This is a genomic window from Mycobacterium sp. (assembly GCF_052144515.1).
Classification (GTDB): Bacteria; Actinomycetota; Actinomycetes; order Mycobacteriales; family Mycobacteriaceae; genus Mycobacterium.
The window spans coordinates 1-17,204 of sequence record NZ_JBKQQD010000521.1; the positions used below are offsets into that span (position 1 = coordinate 1).

Annotated in this window: 17 protein-coding genes and 1 pseudogene; 10 read left to right on the plus strand and 8 right to left on the minus strand. The window is 65.7% G+C overall.

Annotated elements, in window-relative coordinates; all coding sequences use genetic code 11:
• Positions 1-274: hypothetical protein (locus ACLP9N_RS35365; protein WP_442411764.1), on the minus strand; the 274-nt coding region annotated here is incomplete at its 3' end.
• Between the two features lie 1,518 nt (positions 275-1,792).
• Between ACLP9N_RS35365 and ACLP9N_RS35370 the strand changes: the two genes are divergently transcribed.
• A complete protein-coding gene (locus ACLP9N_RS35370; protein ID WP_442411765.1) occupies positions 1,793-2,113 on the plus strand; it encodes a hypothetical protein in 321 nt (106 codons plus the stop codon).
• A gap of 114 nt (positions 2,114-2,227) precedes the next feature.
• Positions 2,228-2,926: a DUF732 domain-containing protein gene (locus tag ACLP9N_RS35375; protein ID WP_442411766.1), complete on the plus strand. Its 699-nt coding sequence runs from the start codon at positions 2,228-2,230 to the stop codon at positions 2,924-2,926.
• Between the two features lie 166 nt (positions 2,927-3,092).
• On the opposite strand, the gene ACLP9N_RS35380 is transcribed toward ACLP9N_RS35375, so the two are convergent.
• From ACLP9N_RS35380 to ACLP9N_RS35400, 5 genes are all read right to left on the minus strand, one after another.
• Positions 3,093-3,896: an alpha/beta fold hydrolase gene (locus tag ACLP9N_RS35380; protein ID WP_442411767.1), complete on the minus strand. Its 804-nt coding sequence runs from the start codon at positions 3,894-3,896 to the stop codon at positions 3,093-3,095.
• Positions 3,893-4,540: a hypothetical protein gene (locus tag ACLP9N_RS35385; RefSeq protein WP_442411768.1), complete on the minus strand. Its 648-nt coding sequence runs from the start codon at positions 4,538-4,540 to the stop codon at positions 3,893-3,895. The genes ACLP9N_RS35380 and ACLP9N_RS35385 overlap by 4 nt, the downstream gene beginning before the upstream one ends.
• A gap of 120 nt (positions 4,541-4,660) precedes the next feature.
• Positions 4,661-5,599, minus strand: a complete 939-nt coding sequence (locus ACLP9N_RS35390; protein WP_442411769.1) for a cytochrome c oxidase assembly protein — start codon at positions 5,597-5,599, stop codon at positions 4,661-4,663.
• Between the two features lie 43 nt (positions 5,600-5,642).
• Positions 5,643-7,157, minus strand: a complete 1,515-nt coding sequence (locus ACLP9N_RS35395; RefSeq protein WP_442411770.1) for an alanine/glycine:cation symporter family protein — start codon at positions 7,155-7,157, stop codon at positions 5,643-5,645.
• Between the two features lie 136 nt (positions 7,158-7,293).
• Positions 7,294-7,605, minus strand: coding sequence for a DUF732 domain-containing protein (locus tag ACLP9N_RS35400; protein ID WP_442411771.1), 312 nt, complete (start codon positions 7,603-7,605; stop codon positions 7,294-7,296).
• 121 nt (positions 7,606-7,726) lie between these two features.
• Between ACLP9N_RS35400 and ACLP9N_RS35405 the strand changes: the two genes are divergently transcribed.
• From ACLP9N_RS35405 to ACLP9N_RS35415, 3 genes are read left to right on the plus strand one after another with little or no spacing between them, the layout of a single operon-like run.
• A complete protein-coding gene (locus ACLP9N_RS35405; protein WP_442411772.1) occupies positions 7,727-8,464 on the plus strand; it encodes a Clp protease N-terminal domain-containing protein in 738 nt (245 codons plus the stop codon).
• 55 nt (positions 8,465-8,519) lie between these two features.
• On the plus strand, positions 8,520-9,032 hold the full coding sequence (locus ACLP9N_RS35410; RefSeq protein ID WP_442411773.1) for a hypothetical protein: 513 nt from the start codon (positions 8,520-8,522) through the stop codon (positions 9,030-9,032).
• A gap of 32 nt (positions 9,033-9,064) precedes the next feature.
• Positions 9,065-9,571, plus strand: coding sequence for a GNAT family N-acetyltransferase (locus tag ACLP9N_RS35415; RefSeq protein WP_442411825.1), 507 nt, complete (start codon positions 9,065-9,067; stop codon positions 9,569-9,571).
• Here the strand turns inward: ACLP9N_RS35415 and zapE are convergent.
• Positions 9,549-10,681, minus strand: a pseudogene (gene zapE / locus ACLP9N_RS35420) (cell division protein ZapE). The gene ACLP9N_RS35415 and the pseudogene zapE sit on opposite strands and share 23 nt — an antisense overlap.
• Here zapE and ACLP9N_RS35425 point away from each other — a divergent pair.
• The 5 genes from ACLP9N_RS35425 to ACLP9N_RS35445 all read left to right on the plus strand — a co-directional run bounded on the left by ACLP9N_RS35425 (position 10,680) and on the right by ACLP9N_RS35445 (position 16,278).
• Complete coding sequence (locus ACLP9N_RS35425) at positions 10,680-11,462, plus strand: pyrimidine reductase family protein (RefSeq protein WP_442411774.1); 783 nt, start codon at positions 10,680-10,682, stop codon at positions 11,460-11,462. The pseudogene zapE and the gene ACLP9N_RS35425 sit on opposite strands and share 2 nt — an antisense overlap.
• Positions 11,463-11,488: 26 nt before the next feature.
• Positions 11,489-13,045: an alpha/beta fold hydrolase gene (locus tag ACLP9N_RS35430; RefSeq protein ID WP_442411775.1), complete on the plus strand. Its 1,557-nt coding sequence runs from the start codon at positions 11,489-11,491 to the stop codon at positions 13,043-13,045.
• Positions 13,046-13,065: 20 nt separating this feature from the next.
• Entirely contained in the window at positions 13,066-14,367 is a 1,302-nt protein-coding gene (aftC, locus tag ACLP9N_RS35435; protein ID WP_442411776.1) for an arabinofuranan 3-O-arabinosyltransferase, read from the plus strand.
• Positions 14,368-14,428: 61 nt separating this feature from the next.
• Positions 14,429-14,839: a peptide-methionine (R)-S-oxide reductase MsrB gene (gene msrB, locus ACLP9N_RS35440; protein ID WP_442411777.1), complete on the plus strand. Its 411-nt coding sequence runs from the start codon at positions 14,429-14,431 to the stop codon at positions 14,837-14,839.
• Positions 14,840-14,997: 158 nt separating this feature from the next.
• Positions 14,998-16,278: an amidohydrolase family protein gene (locus ACLP9N_RS35445; protein ID WP_442411778.1), complete on the plus strand. Its 1,281-nt coding sequence runs from the start codon at positions 14,998-15,000 to the stop codon at positions 16,276-16,278.
• Between the two features lie 185 nt (positions 16,279-16,463).
• Here ACLP9N_RS35445 and ACLP9N_RS35450 read toward each other — a convergent pair whose 3' ends face one another.
• The gene (locus tag ACLP9N_RS35450; protein WP_442411826.1) at positions 16,464-17,171 is read right to left on the minus strand and encodes a class I SAM-dependent methyltransferase; all 708 of its coding nucleotides are present in this window, start codon (positions 17,169-17,171) and stop codon (positions 16,464-16,466) included.
• Between the last annotated feature and the right edge of the window lie 33 nt (positions 17,172-17,204).

A 17,204-nucleotide genomic window follows, 5' to 3' on the forward strand; every position in this document is an offset into this window, starting at 1 on the left:
CCGGAGTTGTCCACTCCGGGCCGGGCGGAGGCCCATCAGTCGGGCACATGTACTTGTCCGGAAACCTCACACACGTCGGTGGCAGCGGCTGATTTGGGCCGTCGAACGTCGGCAGGACGTGCAACCAGCCGCGATCCTGGCACAGGAAGTAGTCGCCACCCGAACCACCACGCCGGACGGTGCCATTAACGCACGGGTCGGCGTGCGCCACCGCCGGGACGGCGAGAAACCCCGCGACGATCACGGAGGCCACCGCGACGACGACCGCCCTCATAACAGATTGACGCTAGTCCAAGCCGACCTGCCCAGTGAACCGAATCGCAGAACCCCACGAGGTCAGGTGCTTGCCCCCTCGGCCTGCTCGGCGGACAGCCGCCCGCGAGGCGCGGCGACCCCGAGCCGGTGGGCTAACCTAACGACGGGCACAGTCCGCGCCGACGCCAATGCTCCATGCTGGCCGATGACAACACATTCATGAGCTGCCTAATTTGTCCAATTACTCTCAGAGAAATCCACTGTTCCAGGTCGGCTGGTGACGTTACGATCCGCGCAATAAACGCCTGGCAACAGACGCCTGGCGTGGACTATTTGCCGTAGCGCGGAGGGGGACTGAACCATGTGGTCATTTATTGGAATGGTGTTCGGGACCGGGCTTCTGATTGTTGGGGTGCCGCCCTGGTGCTCGACGTGGATGGTTGTCGACCCGGCGACCACCTGGCCGTCGGTGCCGATGCTGTCCTCGCGCGCGAGCCACACGGCGGCGCTCACGACGCGCTCCCAGGTGAACACGAGCGGCCATCGGTCAGGTGCAGCAGCTTAGGCTGCGCGCCGGGTTCGGCCCACGCGGGCGCTGTCAATGTCGCGATGTTGACGGTCATGGGCGCAGACGCAAGTAGCGAATCAGCCTGCTAGCCAGACGTTTTCGTCATTTGCCGCGTGCCAGCGCATTGCCGCGTATCTGTACATTGCACGGGGCCAAGGTATTTCACGCCATGCGCGCCGTGACCGTGACTCAGTGAAACAAAACGTTACAGCGAATCAAACGGTGAACGCTCGGCTGCGGCAAAGGCTACTGTCAGGGTTCATGTCATACGAGTACAAATGCGCGACGGTCGACGGCGAACAAGTTAACAAGACCCTCGACGAATGGACCGCCGCAGGATGGGAGCTGCACACCGCATCGACCGTCCTATTTCATGCGGGCACCAAAGAAACGTTCTACCACTCTCTCTTTTTTCGACACCTGAAAGGTTAGTGGGACCAGGCTCTATCGCTACCGCACGGCGCCGGGGCCGGGAAGATGCCATGAGCGCGAGACACAAAGTCCGGGCGCCGTGAATCACCACGCGTGGTCGTCCTGAGTGAACCTGAGCAAGCGAATGCCCGTGGCCGCTCGGCGTAGAAGTTGAGCGCGCTCAGGGTGTCGCTGGTTACCGACAATTCGAACGACAAGATGGACCGGATGGGCGGTTGCTGTCCTTGCTCCAAGACGGCCCCGTCAGCGGGTAGGTCCGCCCAGGTTGTCTGTCGCTGACTGCAGCAGCACGGTGCGCGGTTGCCGCGCGGCGGGGTTCGGCAACGTCGCCAATCTTGCGTGCTGCGGCTTGGTCGTGCATGGTGGCGGCGCGTTCGTGCGCGTCTGCTGCGACAGTAACTTGTTTGACGCCGATCACCCTCCGCCCTCGCAGATTGCGCCTTTGATCCGGTGACGGCACACCGTTTTGCTGAGTGGATTGTTACGGCCTGAGCCGTTTCGCAGGCGGGACGGGGCGAGCGGTGCAACGATTCCTGGATGGACGAAGTCGATGCCGCCCAGGCCGTGGAGCTAATCCGCGCGTTGCGCGATCAACTGCACCAAATGACGCACCAGCTGGAGTGGCTCGACCGTCAAGATGTCACCGGCACCAACAGCCGGGCATCGGCCATCGGGTCTGAAGCGGCTGCACTGCGGCGAGACATCAACGAGGCGAAGGTTTTCATTGACCGACTTCAGCGCCGCTACTTGAACAGCGACGCACACGCGCCGCGCCGCGTGTCCGACACCAAGCGCTCGCTGAATGGTCGTGCACATAGTGATGTGACGGGCAGGGCCCGGATCCGGCCGGCCCTGTAGCGACATCAGCATCCTGGCTTGCAGAGAACGGACTCCGAGGCCGGTCAGAAGCTTCGCCGCCGGCGATGTCGTACCCCGGGAATGATGTCGTACCCCGGGAATATGGTGACGCCCATGACCGAGACCCCCGACGCCGGCAACGACGACGGCGAGACCGCCGTCGTTCCGGACGTCGCGCCGACCATCGCCGCGTCCGAATTGGCGTGGTCGCAAGACGATGAGACCGAGGCAGTCCAACGCCCACCTTGGGGCCTCGCCTGGGCGCAGTCAGCGTCCGTTCTGCTCGTCGCCGGAGTAATCGCCATCGTCATCATCGCCATGGGCGGTTCGGTTTGGGTATTAACGCATCGCCAGCCGGCCGTTTCAACAGTTTCCGTCGCCGCGCAGGCCCCCGCGCCCACGGTCGTCACTGTTCAGGCGCCGCCCCCCAGCACGGTCACCGTGCAGGCCTCACCCCCACCGACTGTCACGGTTCAGGCGGCGCCTTCCACGACGACGGTCACCCTCGACGAGCCGCCCGAGCCGAGCGCAACCCACGCCGCGGCACCGCTGCCCTCTTTGCCGCCAACGGTCCCGGTCCTCACGGCAGAGGATCAAGTTTTCCTGTCCCGGCAGCGGGCTGACGGTTGGGTGATCACTGACTACCAGCAGATGTTGCGTACCGCGCATCAGGTGTGCTTCATGTTCCGGCAGGGCGAGTCGGCGCAACAGGTGAATCAGTGGCTGGCTTCACTGCCGGGCCCCGGTCAGAACAGCATGCAAATGGCCCTGTCGTTTTCTTCCAATGTGTTGCTGTCCTACTCGGAGTGCTGACAGGCCTGGGCTCCCTCAACGACCTGCCATTTGCCGCAACCGCGCTCGCGGTAGTCGGCCCCGCACGGGGGTTGCCGAAGGGCCGGGTGCTCCGCCTCGCGCCCCCGCCGCCCGGGCGGGTGTGCCCTCCCATTGCCTTCATGTGTCCGTAATGGCCGGACTGAAGCTACTCCGAATCGCTTTGCACCGGAAAGGATTCGATGACATCGACCAGTTCATCGGCTCCTTCCCAGTTCAGCAGGTGTCCCGCGTCGGGTACCGTGACGAGCCGCGCGCCGGGTATCCCCGACGCCAACCGGCGCGAGTGACTCGGCGGCGTCGTGCGATCGGCGGAGCCGACCATCACCACCGTCGGCACGGCGATCTCCCCAAGCCGCGGGTAGCGGTCTTCGCGTGAGAAGGCCCGCACAATCGGTACCAGCGGTCCGTGGTCATCCAGGTGCTGCTTGAACCCCTCGATGAAGACCGAGATCATGGCCGGTGAAGGGCGCGCCCCGGCGAGGTCGGGGTGGTCGATCATCGCGCGGATCGTGACGAATCCGCCCATCGAGTGTCCGACGAGCACGCCGTCGCGAATGTCGAAGTGCCGCAAGACCGCGGCGACGTCGGTGGCCATGGGCTCAGATCCGACACCGTCGGATCCCAGCGTGGAACCTCCGTGGCCGCGCTGGTCGAAGGCGATCACACGAAAGCCCTTGGCTACCAGCTCATCCCACACGAAGTTCCACTCGGCGATGGTCGCGGTGTAGCCGTGCACGAAAATAACGGGCGGCCCTTGGCCCGCGACCAGCGCGCGCAACAGCGTCCCGTCCGACCGAGAGATCAGGATCTCCTCACCCTGCGGTTCGGCCATCAGCCGTTCGCGGGTAAAGGGATCCGGGTTCCGGTCGATCCGCGCGACCAAGGCGCGCGCGCCGCCCCAACTCACCAAACCGAACAGCGCCGCGCCCGCGGCCGCTCTTCGGTTCACGAAGGCATACCAGCCTTAATCGCGACATCCTGCTTGCGCGCGAGGTCGAGAACGACGTCGGCTGGCACCGGATCGTTCGGCGGGCTATTGAACTCGAGGACGGCGAAGGCCTTGCCCTCGGTGAACATCACGATCCCCACAGACTTGGAGCCGTCCGCCGCCGGCCCCACGGCCATCTTGCCGCGGCTGCCCACGTCGACCGGTGTCAGCGGTCCCTTCACACCCATGTTGGGGTCACTCAAACTTGGCGCCATCCCGTCGAGCGCCTGACCCGCCGCGGCGGCGTCGGGATAGACATAGATCGTGTCGTCGAGTTTGCGGGAACCACCCTGATTCATGAACACGCCTTCGACGCCCGCCGGGTTGGGAACCGGCAGCGTTTGCGCCAGGGTGAAGGTGTCGTTCGGCACGACGATGTCGGTGGGCTTGATCAGCAGGCCGCTGTAGTCTCCGGGCTGGGCAGCAGGGCTGCTCGAGGAAGGGGGTACGGACGAGGGCGACGCGGCAGACGCCGACGTGGACGATGACGCTGCCGGCGCCGACGACGATGGGCTTGACGACTTGCCGCTTCCGCACCCGGTGACTGCCGCGCCAACCACCACGGTGCCCACAGCCAGGCGCGCTGCCACCGCCGATACGTTCATCACCATTGACTCCTTCGGGTTCGGTGACGTTTCGCGCAACATAGCCGACCGCTTGGGCCGCCGGGCGGAATTCATGCCGATTTCGCAGGGGCAGCAGCCCGCACAGCATGGCCCCCAGCGTCAGCGCCGGCGGAATCGCTCGCGCAATTGCGGGTCGTTCTCCCACCACAATCCCGACGGCTCCGCCGTTTCACTGTCGGCCGCTTGCGCCGTGTCCAGCTCGGCGTCCACTTCGATCGCGTGCGCCTTCTCGTCACGGGATAGCGCACGCATCAACACAAGCACAAACGGCAACCCCACCACGTCTCCGAGGATCCACAGGACACCGGCCCCGATCGTCTGATCCAGCCGCTGATCCGGTCCCCAATCCCGTTGCAGCGCAGCGTAATACGCCGGATCGATCAACGAGCCCTGCCAGATGACCAACCCCAGCACTCCATCGCCGAGGGCCTCGGCCACCGAGATCAGCAACGAAATCCCCTGAGAGTATTTGCGGGGCACAGGATCTGCTTGCAACCTGGCATAGAAGTAGCTAAAACCTATCGCCACCAAGAGAATTCGAGTTGGAGCGCCCACCCACTCGCTCTGCAGGGCCGCGCTGTACCAGGGTGTGAGGTAGAGCAGCCACGGCGTGACCAGCATCGCCAGCGACGTGGTCAGCGGGTGAAAGAGCACCCGGGCAAGCCGGGACGTCAGCAGCCGGTCAATGCGCTCCCTGCCGACCGGGCCCAGCGCATGGCGCACCACAGTGACCGGCTTGCCCAGCGCCAGGAAGAACGGCGCGACGTAAACCAGCAATAGCACCTGCAGCGCGCGCATCCAGAACAAGTCGTAGGCGTAGGCGCCGACTGCGCTTAGCGTGGCCAGTGCCCAAAGCGCGATGCCGACACCAAAACAGCCCGCGTGCACCGGTTGGACCGGTTGCCCGTCGTTTCGGACGCGTCGGTAGCACCATGCGTATGCGCCGGCCAGCACCACGATTACCGTCGCGGAGGTCAGGTCCAAATGCCAGGTCGCAACCACGGCAGCCCATGTCAGCGGCCCCAGATCGACGCGCATACGCCCTAGCGTATTGCGAGTGCGCCGCCGCGAACCGACCCCGTTACGCCGCCGGCGCCCGGGACACCTTCGACGACGGGATTGGCGCGCGATCGATCAGCAGCGATCCGGGCAACGCGCCGACTTGGCGGCGTTCCGGGGTCTCCCAGATGTCGCCGTCGAGAACACCGGGCAGGCCGGCCTCGCTGGCAATGAAGATTGGCGTCCCGCCCCGCGCGGCCTGATTGTGGTAGTCCCTTATCGCGGCGAAGGCCCACTTGCCCAGCAGACAGATCGCGACCAGGTTGGCGATGGCCATCAGCGCCATCGCCAGATCCGCGAGCGACCAAACCAGCGTGAGCTTGGATATGGCCCCGAACGCGATCGACCCCAGCGTGACCAGCTTGAGCATGTTGATCGCCCACCGGCGCCCGCCCAGGAAGAACAGGTTGGCCTCGGCGATCACGTAGTTGCTGAGCACCGAGGAGAACGCGAAGAAGAACACCACTGACGTCATCAGCAATGTGGACCACGAACCGAGGTCTGCGGCGATCGCCTGCTCCGTCAGGCTCGCGCCGGCGATATCCGTGTGCGCCGGGTTGTAGAGCTCCGGCGCCGAGGCCAGCACGATGAACGCCGTCGCGGTGCAGATCACCATGGTGTCGATGAACACGGCGAGCGACTGGATCAGGCCCTGTTCCACCGGATGTGCCACCGTCGCGGCGCCGGCGATGTTGGGCGAACTACCCAGCCCCGCCTCGCAGGCGAACAGGCCCCGCTTCACCCCGGTGAGCATCGCCGCGGCGATACCGCCGGCGAAGCCGCCTGCCAGCTGCTTGATTCCGAATGCGCCGCCGATGACCTCCTCGATCATTCCCGGCAGCTCGGTGATGTTTACCGCCACGATCGCGAGTGCCAGCAGCGTGTAGACCGCCGCAACGGTGGGAAGCACCATTCCCGCGAACGCGGCGACCCTGCGCACCCCGCCGAACAGCACCGGCGCTGCCAGCACCGCCAGACCCACTGTTGTCCAACGGATGTCGATGCCATGCGAAGACTTCAAGACGCCGCTGACCGCGTTGGTCTCCACCATGTTGAACGCGGTCGAGAACGTGACCACTAGCAGCACCGCGTAGGCGACACCACCCATCCGCGAGCGCAGCCCATGCTGAATATAGAAGGCGGGACCGCCCCGGAACGCCCCGTCATCCGAGCGGACCTTGAATATCTGGCCGAGCGTGGCCTCGATCATCGCGGTCGCCATGCCGACCGCGGCCACCACCCACATCCAAAAGATCGCGCCGGGTCCACCAACGGTCAGCGCGATAGCGACGCCGGCGATGTTGCCGGTGCCGACCCGCGACGCAAGGCCGACGCAGAATGCCTGGAAGGAAGAGATCCCACCGTCTTGGCGGTGGGATCTCCGGAGCTGGCGAAACATGCGCCCGAAGTAACGGATCTGGATGAACCGGGTGCGCAACGTGAAATAGATGCCAACCGCGATGAGCAAATAAACGAGGACGTGGGCGTTCAGGACATTGCTGAGCGGGTCGATCAACTGCTCCTGAAGGAAGTCCAAATTTGCTTCCTCCCGCAAGCTGAGCCGCCGTTAGTCGGAAAAGCATAGAGGCGAAATGTTGACGACAGGTTTCGTTAACCGGGCACAGATGGCAGGGTTGTAAAAATCCGATCACAACCGCAGGTCTGCGGGCTAGCTACTGGGAAGTGCCCGCCAGCGTCGTCGGGCAGTACGACTTGGCCGCGATCGCCGTGAACTGAGCGGCATGGTCCTCGCGCAGCCCAGGGTTCTCGTTTTGGACCGTCTTGACGACGTCGGCCATCGGGTTGCCGCCATGGACCGCGTTGCATACCCATTTGCCGGCCGCTACCGCCCGCTCCGGGTCGGGAAAGGTAATCCCGGCCGCGCGGAGTGTGGCAAGAAATGTGTCATCGACGCCATCGGCGTACGCGGGCACCGCCGTGCCGACCATGGCGGCAAGGCTTGCCAGCGTGAGGAGGAGTTTCATGACTCCCCGATCGTCCCAGAGTCGCGACAAACCCGCATCCCCTGCGGTGAACCAAACATGAACATCGGCGTCGTCAACTTCAGGTTGACAGCCCTGACTTCGTCAACCTACGGTTGACGCCATGTCCGATCCGACGCCCATTGCCTATCCCGTCCGCCTGGACGAGCTGATCAACGCCATCAAAACCGTGCACGGCGACGTACTGGAGCAACTCTCCGATGCAGTGCTGGCCGCCGAGCATCTGGGCGAGATCGCCGACCACTTGATCGGGCATTTCGTCGATAAGGCACGCCGCTCGGGAGCGTCGTGGACCGACATCGGCAAGAGCATGGGCGTCACCAAGCAGGCCGCCCAAAAGCGGTTCGTCCCGCGCGCCGAGGCCACCGCGATCGATCCCGACCAGGGCTTCGGCCGCTTCACACCGCGAGCCCGCAACGCCGTGGTCGTCGCCCAGAATGCCGCTCACGCAGCCGCCAACTCCGAGATCACGCCCGACCACCTGCTGCTCGGAGTGCTCAGTGATCCGGGCGCGCTGGCCACCGTGTTGCTGCAACGACAGGACGTCGACACCGAGGCACTGCGCGCGTCCGTCACGCCATCCACTGCGCCACCCTGCCCGGATGCCGAGCCGCCGGAGCTCATCCCGTTCAGCGGCCCGGCGCGCAAGGCGCTCGAGCTGACCGTCCGCGAGGCGCTTCGGCTCGGCCACAACTACGTCGGGACCGAACACCTGCTGCTGGCGCTGCTCGAACTCGAAGACGGCGCCGGGCCCCTGCACCGATGCGGCGTCGGCAAGCCGCGCGTCGAGGCCGACCTGATCGCCGCGCTCGAATCACTCAGCGGCGGCAAGAACGGCTGATCAAGGTGCACGGAACCCCTCCCCTTCGCCGTCGCGGGTGTGCGATTATGCGAAGGTGCACCGCTGGCTGATCGTCCTGTCCACCTTGCTGGTCGCGGCGGCAAGCGCTGCTGCCGTCCCCCGCGCTTGGGCGGGTGATGCACCGATCGGCCACATCGGTGACACGCTGCGGGTGGATACCGGCACCTACGTCGCGGACATCACCGTCAGCAGCGTGCAACCGTGCGACCCGCCACCGGGATTCGGCTACACCCGCAGCGGCGTCCCGGTCAAAAGCTTCCCCGGCAGCATCGTCGAGCGCGCCGACGTGACGATTCGTGCTGTCCGCGTGCCGAATTCGTTCATCATGGCGACCAACTTCAGCTTCGACGGCGTGACGCCGTTCGCCGACGCCTACAAGCCCCGGGCATCCGATGCGCCCGACGCGCTGGACAACGTGATCGTGAACGCGTCGCAAGGATCGATCGTCCGCGGCGAAGTGTATTGGGACGCCTACCGCGATCCGGTCTCCAACGTCGTTCTGTTGGATAAAAAGACGGGCCAGCACCTCGCGCAATGGAACCTCTGACGCTCGCCGTCGGTATCGCCACCCGGGATTCCCTGAATTCCGTCGACGAGCTGGCCGCCTTGGCCGCGCGCACGTTTCCCCTGGCCTGTCCACCGTCGACGCCCGCCGACAACATCGCGTCCTTCATCGACACAAACCTGTCCGCGACGCGCTTCGCCGAGTATCTGGCCGATCCGCTATGTGCAATTCTCACCGCGGCGCAGGACGACCGGATTGTGGGTTACGCCATGCTGATTCGCGGTATCGATAACGACACCGACGTGCAGCGGGCGGTGGAAATTCGCCCGGCCGCGCAGCTTTCGAAGCTGTACCTGCTGTCCGACTATCACGGTTCCGGCGTGGCGACGGCGTTGATGGACACGACGTTGGCCACCGCCGCCGAATGGGGCGTGCGCTGCGTGTGGCTTGGTGTCAATCAGGAAAACCAACGCGCACAAAGCTTTTACCTCAAGAGCGGCTTTAAGGTCAGCGGCACCAGAACGTTCCACGTAGGCGCCCGTCGCGAGAACGATTACGTCATGGTCCGGGAGGTTGGCTGACGCCGACGGCCGTCCCTGAAGTTAAGGCCAACAACCGAGAAGTGGCGCGCAGGTACTTCTTTCGGTAACCACCGGCCAGCATGTCCTCGCTGAAGATAGTGTCCAGCTTCGCCCCGGAAGCCACCACCGGGATGCCGGCGTCGTACAGCCGGTCGGTCAGCGACACCAAACGCAGCGCCACATTCTGGTCGTCGATGCCGTGCACACGCGTTAGGAACACCGCGCTCACCCCCTCGATCAGCGTCAGATACCGCGACGGATGCATGGTGGCCAGATGCGCGCACAGCGCGTCGAAGTCGTCGAGCGTCGCGCCCCGAACACTCGCCGCCCGCGCGGTCACCTCCTCATCCGACAGCGGCTGGGGCGCCGGCGGCAGGTCGCGGTGCCGGTAGTCCGGCCCCTCGATCCGTACGGTGGTGAAAATGCTTGCCAGCGTGTTGATTTCGCGCAGAAAGTCTGGGCGGCGAAGCGGTCTTCGCCCAGCTGCTCGGGCAGCGTGTTGGAGCTGGCGGCCACCGACACACCCCGCTCGACCAGTGACGAGAGCATCCGCGAGATCAGCGTGGTGTTGCCCGGATCGTCCAGTTCGAACTCGTCGACGCACACGACCGTGTAGCCGGCCAGCAGATCGATGCATTCGACGAAGCCGAACACCCCGGCCAGCTGAGTCAGCTCCCCAAATGTCGCGAACGCATTGGGATGAGCCCCGTCGTCGGGCATCTGGTAGTAGGCCGAAGCCAGCAGGTGGGTCTTGCCAACACCGAACCCGCCGTCCAGGTACAGCCCCACACCGGGCAGCGCCGCCCGCTTGCCGAACAGTTTGCCCAACCGTTTTCCATGGCCCGCCCGGCGCTCGACGGCCTGCCGGCAGAACTCCTGACAGGCCGCCACGGCCGCGGCCTGCGTCGGTTCCGCCGGATCGGGGCGGTAGGTCGCGAAGCTCACCTCGGCGAAGGTCGGCGGCGGAATCAGCTGGGCGATCAGCCGCTGCGGCAACACGGTTGGATGCCGATCCACCAAGTGCCCTATGTGAGGCGAGCCGTCGGCCGCTTTCGAAGAGGCGGGCCCGTGCATGCACGAACTGTAGCGGCGTGCTGCAATCAAACGCATGGCCGACTCTGAAGCCGCCGGAGCTGTCGACACGCCGTTCACATTGCTCGCCTCGGGGCGCGCCGTCGGCGAGGGCGACATTCCCCACCTCTACGGCTATCCGGAGCAACTGGACGGCGTTTGGGTGCGGGCGAATTTCATCACCAGCGTGGACGGCGGTGCCACCGCGGACGGCACCAGCGGCGGACTCGGGGGGCCCGGCGACAAATTGATCTTCAACATGCTGCGCGAACTCGCAGATGTGATCGTGGTCGGCGCGGGCACCGTGCGGATGGAGGGGTACTCCGGCGCTCACCCACCGGTCGCACAGCGCATGCACCGTCAGGCCCGCGGACAAAGCGAAGTCCCGCAGCTGGCGATCGTCACCAAGTCGGGTCGCCTGGACCGGGACATGCCCGTGTTCACCCGCACCGAGGTGCCGCCATTGATCTGCACCTGCACGGCGGCCTGCGAGGAGACCCGCCATCGGCTTGCCGGCGTCGCCGAAGTAGTCGACTGCTCTGGCGACGACCCGACCGAAGTCGACGAGACCGCCCTGTTGGCGACGCTGCGGGCTCGCGGAATGCACCGCATCCTGACCGAGGGCGGGCCGATGCTGCTCGGCTCGTTCATCCAGCGTGGCCTGCTCGACGACCTGTGCCTGACGATCGCGCCCTATGTCGTCGGCGGACTGGCCCGACGCATCGCGACGGGCCCCGGCCAGCTGCAGACCCCGATGCGGTGTGCGCACGTCCTCACCGACGACGCCGGCTTTCTCTACACGCGCTACGTCAAAGCTTGAGGCCACTGGTCGCTACTGTGGTCGGCATGCGTCGGCACATCACGTACCCCGCGATCCTGATCGCGGTCAGTGCCGTGCTGGCCGGCTGCGTCCCGGGCCTGGCCGCAGACCCGCGCTTTGCCACCAACCGCGGCGCCCGGCCGCAAGGCGCGGTCGGCACAAAGCCGCCACCGGTCGGTCCGCCCCCGATCGCGGCACCCAAGAACGATTTGGCGTGGCACGACTGCACGGCGCGGCTTTTCGCGGACGCCGGGGTCCCCGCAGCGCCCGGCGTCAAGCTGGACTGCGCGAACTACGACGCCGACCTCGACCCCAACGGTGGATCCGGGACCCTGACCATCGGCGCAGTCCGGGCCCGCTCCGACCAGACCCCGCACGACGCCGGGCCCCTTGTCTTCACCACCGGCTCTGACCTGCCGTCGTCGACTCAGTTGCCGGTCTGGCTGTCGCGGGCGGGCGCCGACGTGCTGCGTGCCCACCCCATCGTCGCCGTCGACCGCCGCGGCATGGGCATGTCGAGCCCGATCGACTGCCGCGACCCGTCCGACCGCCAAACGATGCGCGATCAGGCGCAATTTCAGTCCGGCGACGATCCGGTGGCCAACCTGTCCGACGTGTCGAATACCGCCACCACCAACTGCACCGACGCGATCGCGCCGGGTGCGTCGGCCTATGACGACTCGCACGCCGCCTCCGACATCGAGCGGCTGCGCAACCTGTGGGACGTACCCGCGGTAGCGATCGTCGGGATCGGCAACGGCGCCCAGGTGGCGCTGGCCTACGCCGGGTCGCGCCCCGACAAGGTCGCCAGACTGATCCTCGACTCTCCGATTGCGTTGGGGATCAACGCCGAAGCCGCCGCCGAGCAGAAGGCCAAGGGCCAGCAGGCCGCCCTCGACGCGTTCGCCGCGCAGTGCGTCGCCGTGAACTGCGCGCTGGGGCCCGATCCCAAGGGCGCCGTCGACGCGCTGCTGGCCGCGGCGCGGGCCGGCAAGGCGCCGGGCGGCGCTTCGGTGGCCCAAGTCGCCGACGCCATCACCACGGCTTTGGGCTTCCCCAACGCCGGGCGCATCAACGCCACCACCGACCTGGCGAATGCGCTGGCGGCCGCTCGCTCCGGCGACGCCGGCCAGCTGTCCAACCTGATCAACCGCGCCGACGCCACGACAGACTCGGACGGTCAGTTCGTCAATTCGTGCGGCGACGCGCTCAACCGCCCGACCCCGGACCGGGTTCGCGAACTGGTGGTCGCCTGGGCCAAGCTCTATCCGCAATTCGGTACGGTCGCCGCGCTCGATCTCGTCAAATGCGTGCACTGGCCAACAGGCTCGCCGTCGCAACCGCCGAAAGACCTCAAGGTCGACGTCTTGTTGCTGGGTGTGCAGAACGACCCGATCGTGGGCTCGGAAGCGGTCGCCGCGACGGCGGCCACCGTCATCAACGCCGGCGCGGCCAGCAAGCGGGTGATGTGGCAGGGCATCGGCCACGGCGCCAGCATTTATTCGCCGTGCGCGGTCCCGCCGCTGGTCGGCTATCTGGACAGCGGCAAGCTCCCGGGAACCGACACCTACTGCCCCGCCTGATCCTTGGCGGTGGCGCGCCGGTGTACGGTGCGCTGGTGACGGCAGCTGACTCGACCCGGACCGGCCCGCGCGATTGGCTGCTGGCCGCCTTTCGTCCCCAGGCCGGCCGCCCGAGCACCTCGACGGTTCTGCGGTCGGCGTTGTGGCCGGCGGCCATCCTGTCGGTGCTGCACCGCAGCATCGTGCTCACCGTCAACGGCAACATCACCGACGACTTCAAACCGGTCTACCGGGCCGTACTGAACTTCCGGCACGGCTGGGACATCTACAACGAACACTTCGACTACGTCGACCCGCACTACCTGTACCCGCCCGGCGGCACGCTGCTGATGGCACCGTTCGGGTACCTCCCCTTTTCGCCGTCGCGCTACCTGTTCATCCTGATCAACACCGTGGCCATCCTGATCGCCTGGTACCTGCTGCTGCGGTTGTTCAAATTCACGCTGTCCTCGGTGGCCGCGCCCGCCCTGCTGCTGGCCATGTTCTGCACCGAGACAGTGACCAGCACGCTGGTGTTCACCAACATCAACGGCTGCGTCCTGCTGGCGGAGATGCTGTTCCTGCGGTGGCTGCTGGACGGCAGGAAAAGCCATCAATGGTGGGCCGGTGCCGCGATCGGGCTGACACTGACGCTTAAGCCGGTGCTCGGGCCGCTGCTGTTGCTGCCGCTGCTGAACCGGCAGTGGCGGGCGCTGGTGCCGGCCTTCGTCGTTCCCCTGGTCATCAACTTAATCGCTCTGCCGCTGGTCAGCCACCCGATGGACTTCTTCACCAAAACGCTCCCGTACATCGGGGGCACCCGGGACTACTTCAACAGCTCGATCGAGGGCAACGGCGTGTACTTCGGTCTGCCGACCTGGCTGATCGTGTTCCTGCGACTCCTGTTCACGGTGTTGGCCATCGGCAGCCTGTGGCTGCTGAACCGCTACTACCGCAGCCGCGACCCGCTGTTCTGGTTCACCAACTCGTCGGGGGTGCTGCTGCTGTGGTCGTGGCTGGTGCTGCCGTTGGCCCAGGGCTACTACTCGATGATGCTGTTCCCGTTCCTGATGACGGTGGTGCTGCCGAACTCGCTGATCCGCAACTGGCCGGCGTGGCTGGGTATCTACGGCTTCTTGACGCTGGACGACTGGCTGCTGTACAGATTCATGCGGTATGGCCGCGCGCTGCAATACCTCAAGATCACCTACGGCTGGTCATTGCTGCTGATCGTGGTGTTCACGGTGCTCTACTTCCGCTATCTGGACGCCAAGGCCGAGGACCGGCTGGACGGCGGTATCGATCCGGCCTGGCTGCCGTCCAAACGAGAGCACGCGCGGTGATCGCAAGCACGGCGGAGCGGGGCGCAGCGGGTCACCGCCATTAGAGCTAGCGTGGACTCTCATGACCCATCCGAAAGTGGAGCTGACCGACGACGAGTGGCGCAAGAAACTCACGCCGCAGGAATTCCAGGTCTTGCGTCGCGCGGGCACCGAGCGGCCCTTCACCGGCGAGTACGCCGACACCAAAACCCAGGGCGTCTACAACTGCCGGGCGTGCGGCGCCGAATTGTTCCGCAGCACAGAGAAATTCGAGTCTCACTGCGGCTGGCCGTCGTTCTTCGACCCGACGAGCTCCGACGCGGTGATCCTGCGTCCGGACCATTCGATGGGGACGACGCGCACCGAGGTGCTGTGCGCGAACTGCCACAGCCACCTGGGTCACGTGTTCTCCGGTGAGGGTTATCCGACGCCGACGGACCAGCGCTACTGCATCAACTCGATTTCGTTGAAGCTGGTGCCGACGGACGCGTAGCGCGGAGCAGCGTTACGACGGCCGCCCGCGCGGCTCGCGATTCCCTCGCGATTCCCTCGCGATTCCAGGGCCCTCACCTTACGCTTTCGCCGTTGCGCCGGGTGCTGTACCGTTGCACCAACGGTAAGGCATACAGCTACATCGGGAGGCGAACGTCCATGAACAGAGACGACATGATCCTGATCAGCGTCGATGACCACATCGTCGAACCACCGGACATGTTCAAGAATCACTTGCCCAAGAAGTACGCCGACGAGGCGCCGCGATTGGTGCACAACCAAGATGGCAGTGATAGCTGGCAATTTCGCGATGTGGTAATCCCGAATGTGGCGCTCAATGCGGTGGCGGGTCGGCCGAAGGAGGAGTACGGGCTCGAACCGCAGGGTCTTGACGAGATCCGGCCGGGGTGTTGGCAGGTCGATGAGCGGATCAAGGACATGAACGCGGGCGGGATCTTCGCCTCGATCTGTTTTCCGACGTTTCCCGGGTTCGCCGGACGGCTGTTCGCCACCGAGGACCCCGAGTTCGGCCTGGCCTTGTTGCGGGCCTACAACGACTGGCATGTCGAGGAGTGGTGCGGGGCGTATCCGGCACGGTTCATCCCGATGTGCTTGCCGGTGATCTGGGACGCCGAAGCGTGCGCGGACGAGGTGCGACGCAACGCCAATCGTGGCGTGCACGCGCTGACGTTCGCCGAGAACCCCGCGACGATGGGCTATCCCAGCTTTCACGACAACTACTGGACGCCGCTCTGGGAAGCCTTGGTGGATACCGAGACGGTGATGAACGTGCACATCGGTTCCTCGGGGCGACTGGCCATCACCGCGCCAGACGCGCCGATGGATGTGATGATCACGCTGCAGCCGATGAACATCGTGCAGGCCGCAGCGGATCTGCTGTGGTCGGCGCCGATCAAGAAATACCCCGACCTCAAGATCGCCTTGAGCGAGGGTGGCACCGGGTGGATCCCGTATTTCCTGGAGCGGGCCGACCGCACGTATGAGATGCACTCGGTGTGGACGCACCAGGACTTCGGCGGCAAGCTGCCCAGCGAGGTGTTTCGCGAGCACTTCTTGACATGCTTCATCAGCGACGACGTCGGAGTCCAGCTGCGGCACCAAATCGGCATCGACAACATCGCATGGGAGGCCGACTACCCGCACAGCGACTCGATGTGGCCCGCAGCGCCCGAACAACTGTGGGATGTTCTCAGCGGCCACGGCGTGCCGGAAACTGACATCAACAAAATGACCCACGAAAACGCCATGCGTTGGTACTCGTTCGATCCGTTCGCGCACCATCCGCGTGAGCAGGCTACGGTGGGCGCGCTACGCCGGGCAGCGGAAGGCCATGATGTGTCCGTCCGCGCCCTCAGCCATCACAAGAAGGGCGACCGGGTTACCAACGCCCTGGCCGAAGCAACCCGCGGCAACGCATAGAAGCGAGTTCGGCTGGGTGCAGCGCAACGCCGTTCTCGGAAACTCACGGGACGAAGATCACCACGGCGGCCTCGGCCAGGAGTTCGGCCAACTCGCGGCTGCCATGACCGCGGTGCGGGCGATTCCCTATGTGCTGCAAGCACCTCGGCCATCGTCACGGCGCAGGTGCTCGGCGCGTAGCAGGGTCAGTCCACCCGGGTGGCGTGGACTTCCCAGAACGGCGCGTGCACCCTGCCGTTGACCAGCCACGGCTCCATCGCGCGAAACCGCTCGAGAAGCTTCTGCGCCTCGGCGGCCATGTCGGTGTTGCGCGCGGCCATCATCTCGATCGTCTTGGCGCTCATGTTGACTTGGTAGGCGGTCCTGCCCAGGTAAGTGATCTCCCAACCGGCGACGGGCAGCACGTCATGAAAGTCGCTCTCGGACAACGACCGCAGCATCTTGAAGCCGTTGACATCGTGCTCGCCGAACTCGAACATGTACAGCCGCGCGCCCGGCTTGGTGGCCCGCCGCAGCGCGTGCGCGTAGGACCTCTGCAGTTCCGGGTCGGTGCTGAAGGTGTGATAGAAGGCGCAGTCGACGACGGTGTCGAACCGGCCGTCCAGTCCCTCCAGCTTGGTGGCGTCGGCCAGCTGGAAGTCCACCGTCACCCCGGCCTTCCGCGCGTTCTCCCGAGCCCGCTCCAGGGCACCCTCCGAAACGTCGATGCCGGTGGCGGAGTAGCCCTTCGACGCGTAGTAGATGGCGTGGTGGCCCGGGCCGGTGCCCGGGTCGAGCACCTCACCTTTGATCGCGCCCGCCGCGACGAGCTGCTGGACCACTGGCTGCGGGCCGCCGATGTCCCACGGCGTGGCGGCGGGCAGGCCGTGCGACGTCCGCTCGTCGCGGTACATCTCCTCGAAGCGGGTGGGATCGGTCGGGTCGAA

Coding starts and splice junctions, on each gene's coding strand:
- ACLP9N_RS35370 (WP_442411765.1), top strand. CDS start 1,793: ATGGACGAAGTCGATGCCGCCCAGGCCGTGGAGCTAATCCGCGCGTTG.
- ACLP9N_RS35375 (WP_442411766.1), top strand. CDS start 2,228: ATGACCGAGACCCCCGACGCCGGCAACGACGACGGCGAGACCGCCGTC.
- ACLP9N_RS35385 (WP_442411768.1), bottom strand. CDS start 4,540: ATGAACGTATCGGCGGTGGCAGCGCGCCTGGCTGTGGGCACCGTGGTG.
- ACLP9N_RS35390 (WP_442411769.1), bottom strand. CDS start 5,599: ATGCGCGTCGATCTGGGGCCGCTGACATGGGCTGCCGTGGTTGCGACC.
- ACLP9N_RS35400 (WP_442411771.1), bottom strand. CDS start 7,605: ATGAAACTCCTCCTCACGCTGGCAAGCCTTGCCGCCATGGTCGGCACG.
- ACLP9N_RS35405 (WP_442411772.1), top strand. CDS start 7,727: ATGTCCGATCCGACGCCCATTGCCTATCCCGTCCGCCTGGACGAGCTG.
- ACLP9N_RS35425 (WP_442411774.1), top strand. CDS start 10,680: ATGGCCGACTCTGAAGCCGCCGGAGCTGTCGACACGCCGTTCACATTG.
- ACLP9N_RS35430 (WP_442411775.1), top strand. CDS start 11,489: ATGCGTCGGCACATCACGTACCCCGCGATCCTGATCGCGGTCAGTGCC.
- msrB (WP_442411777.1), top strand. CDS start 14,429: ATGACCCATCCGAAAGTGGAGCTGACCGACGACGAGTGGCGCAAGAAA.
- ACLP9N_RS35445 (WP_442411778.1), top strand. CDS start 14,998: ATGAACAGAGACGACATGATCCTGATCAGCGTCGATGACCACATCGTC.
- ACLP9N_RS35450 (WP_442411826.1), bottom strand. CDS start 17,171: ATGTACCGCGACGAGCGGACGTCGCACGGCCTGCCCGCCGCCACGCCG.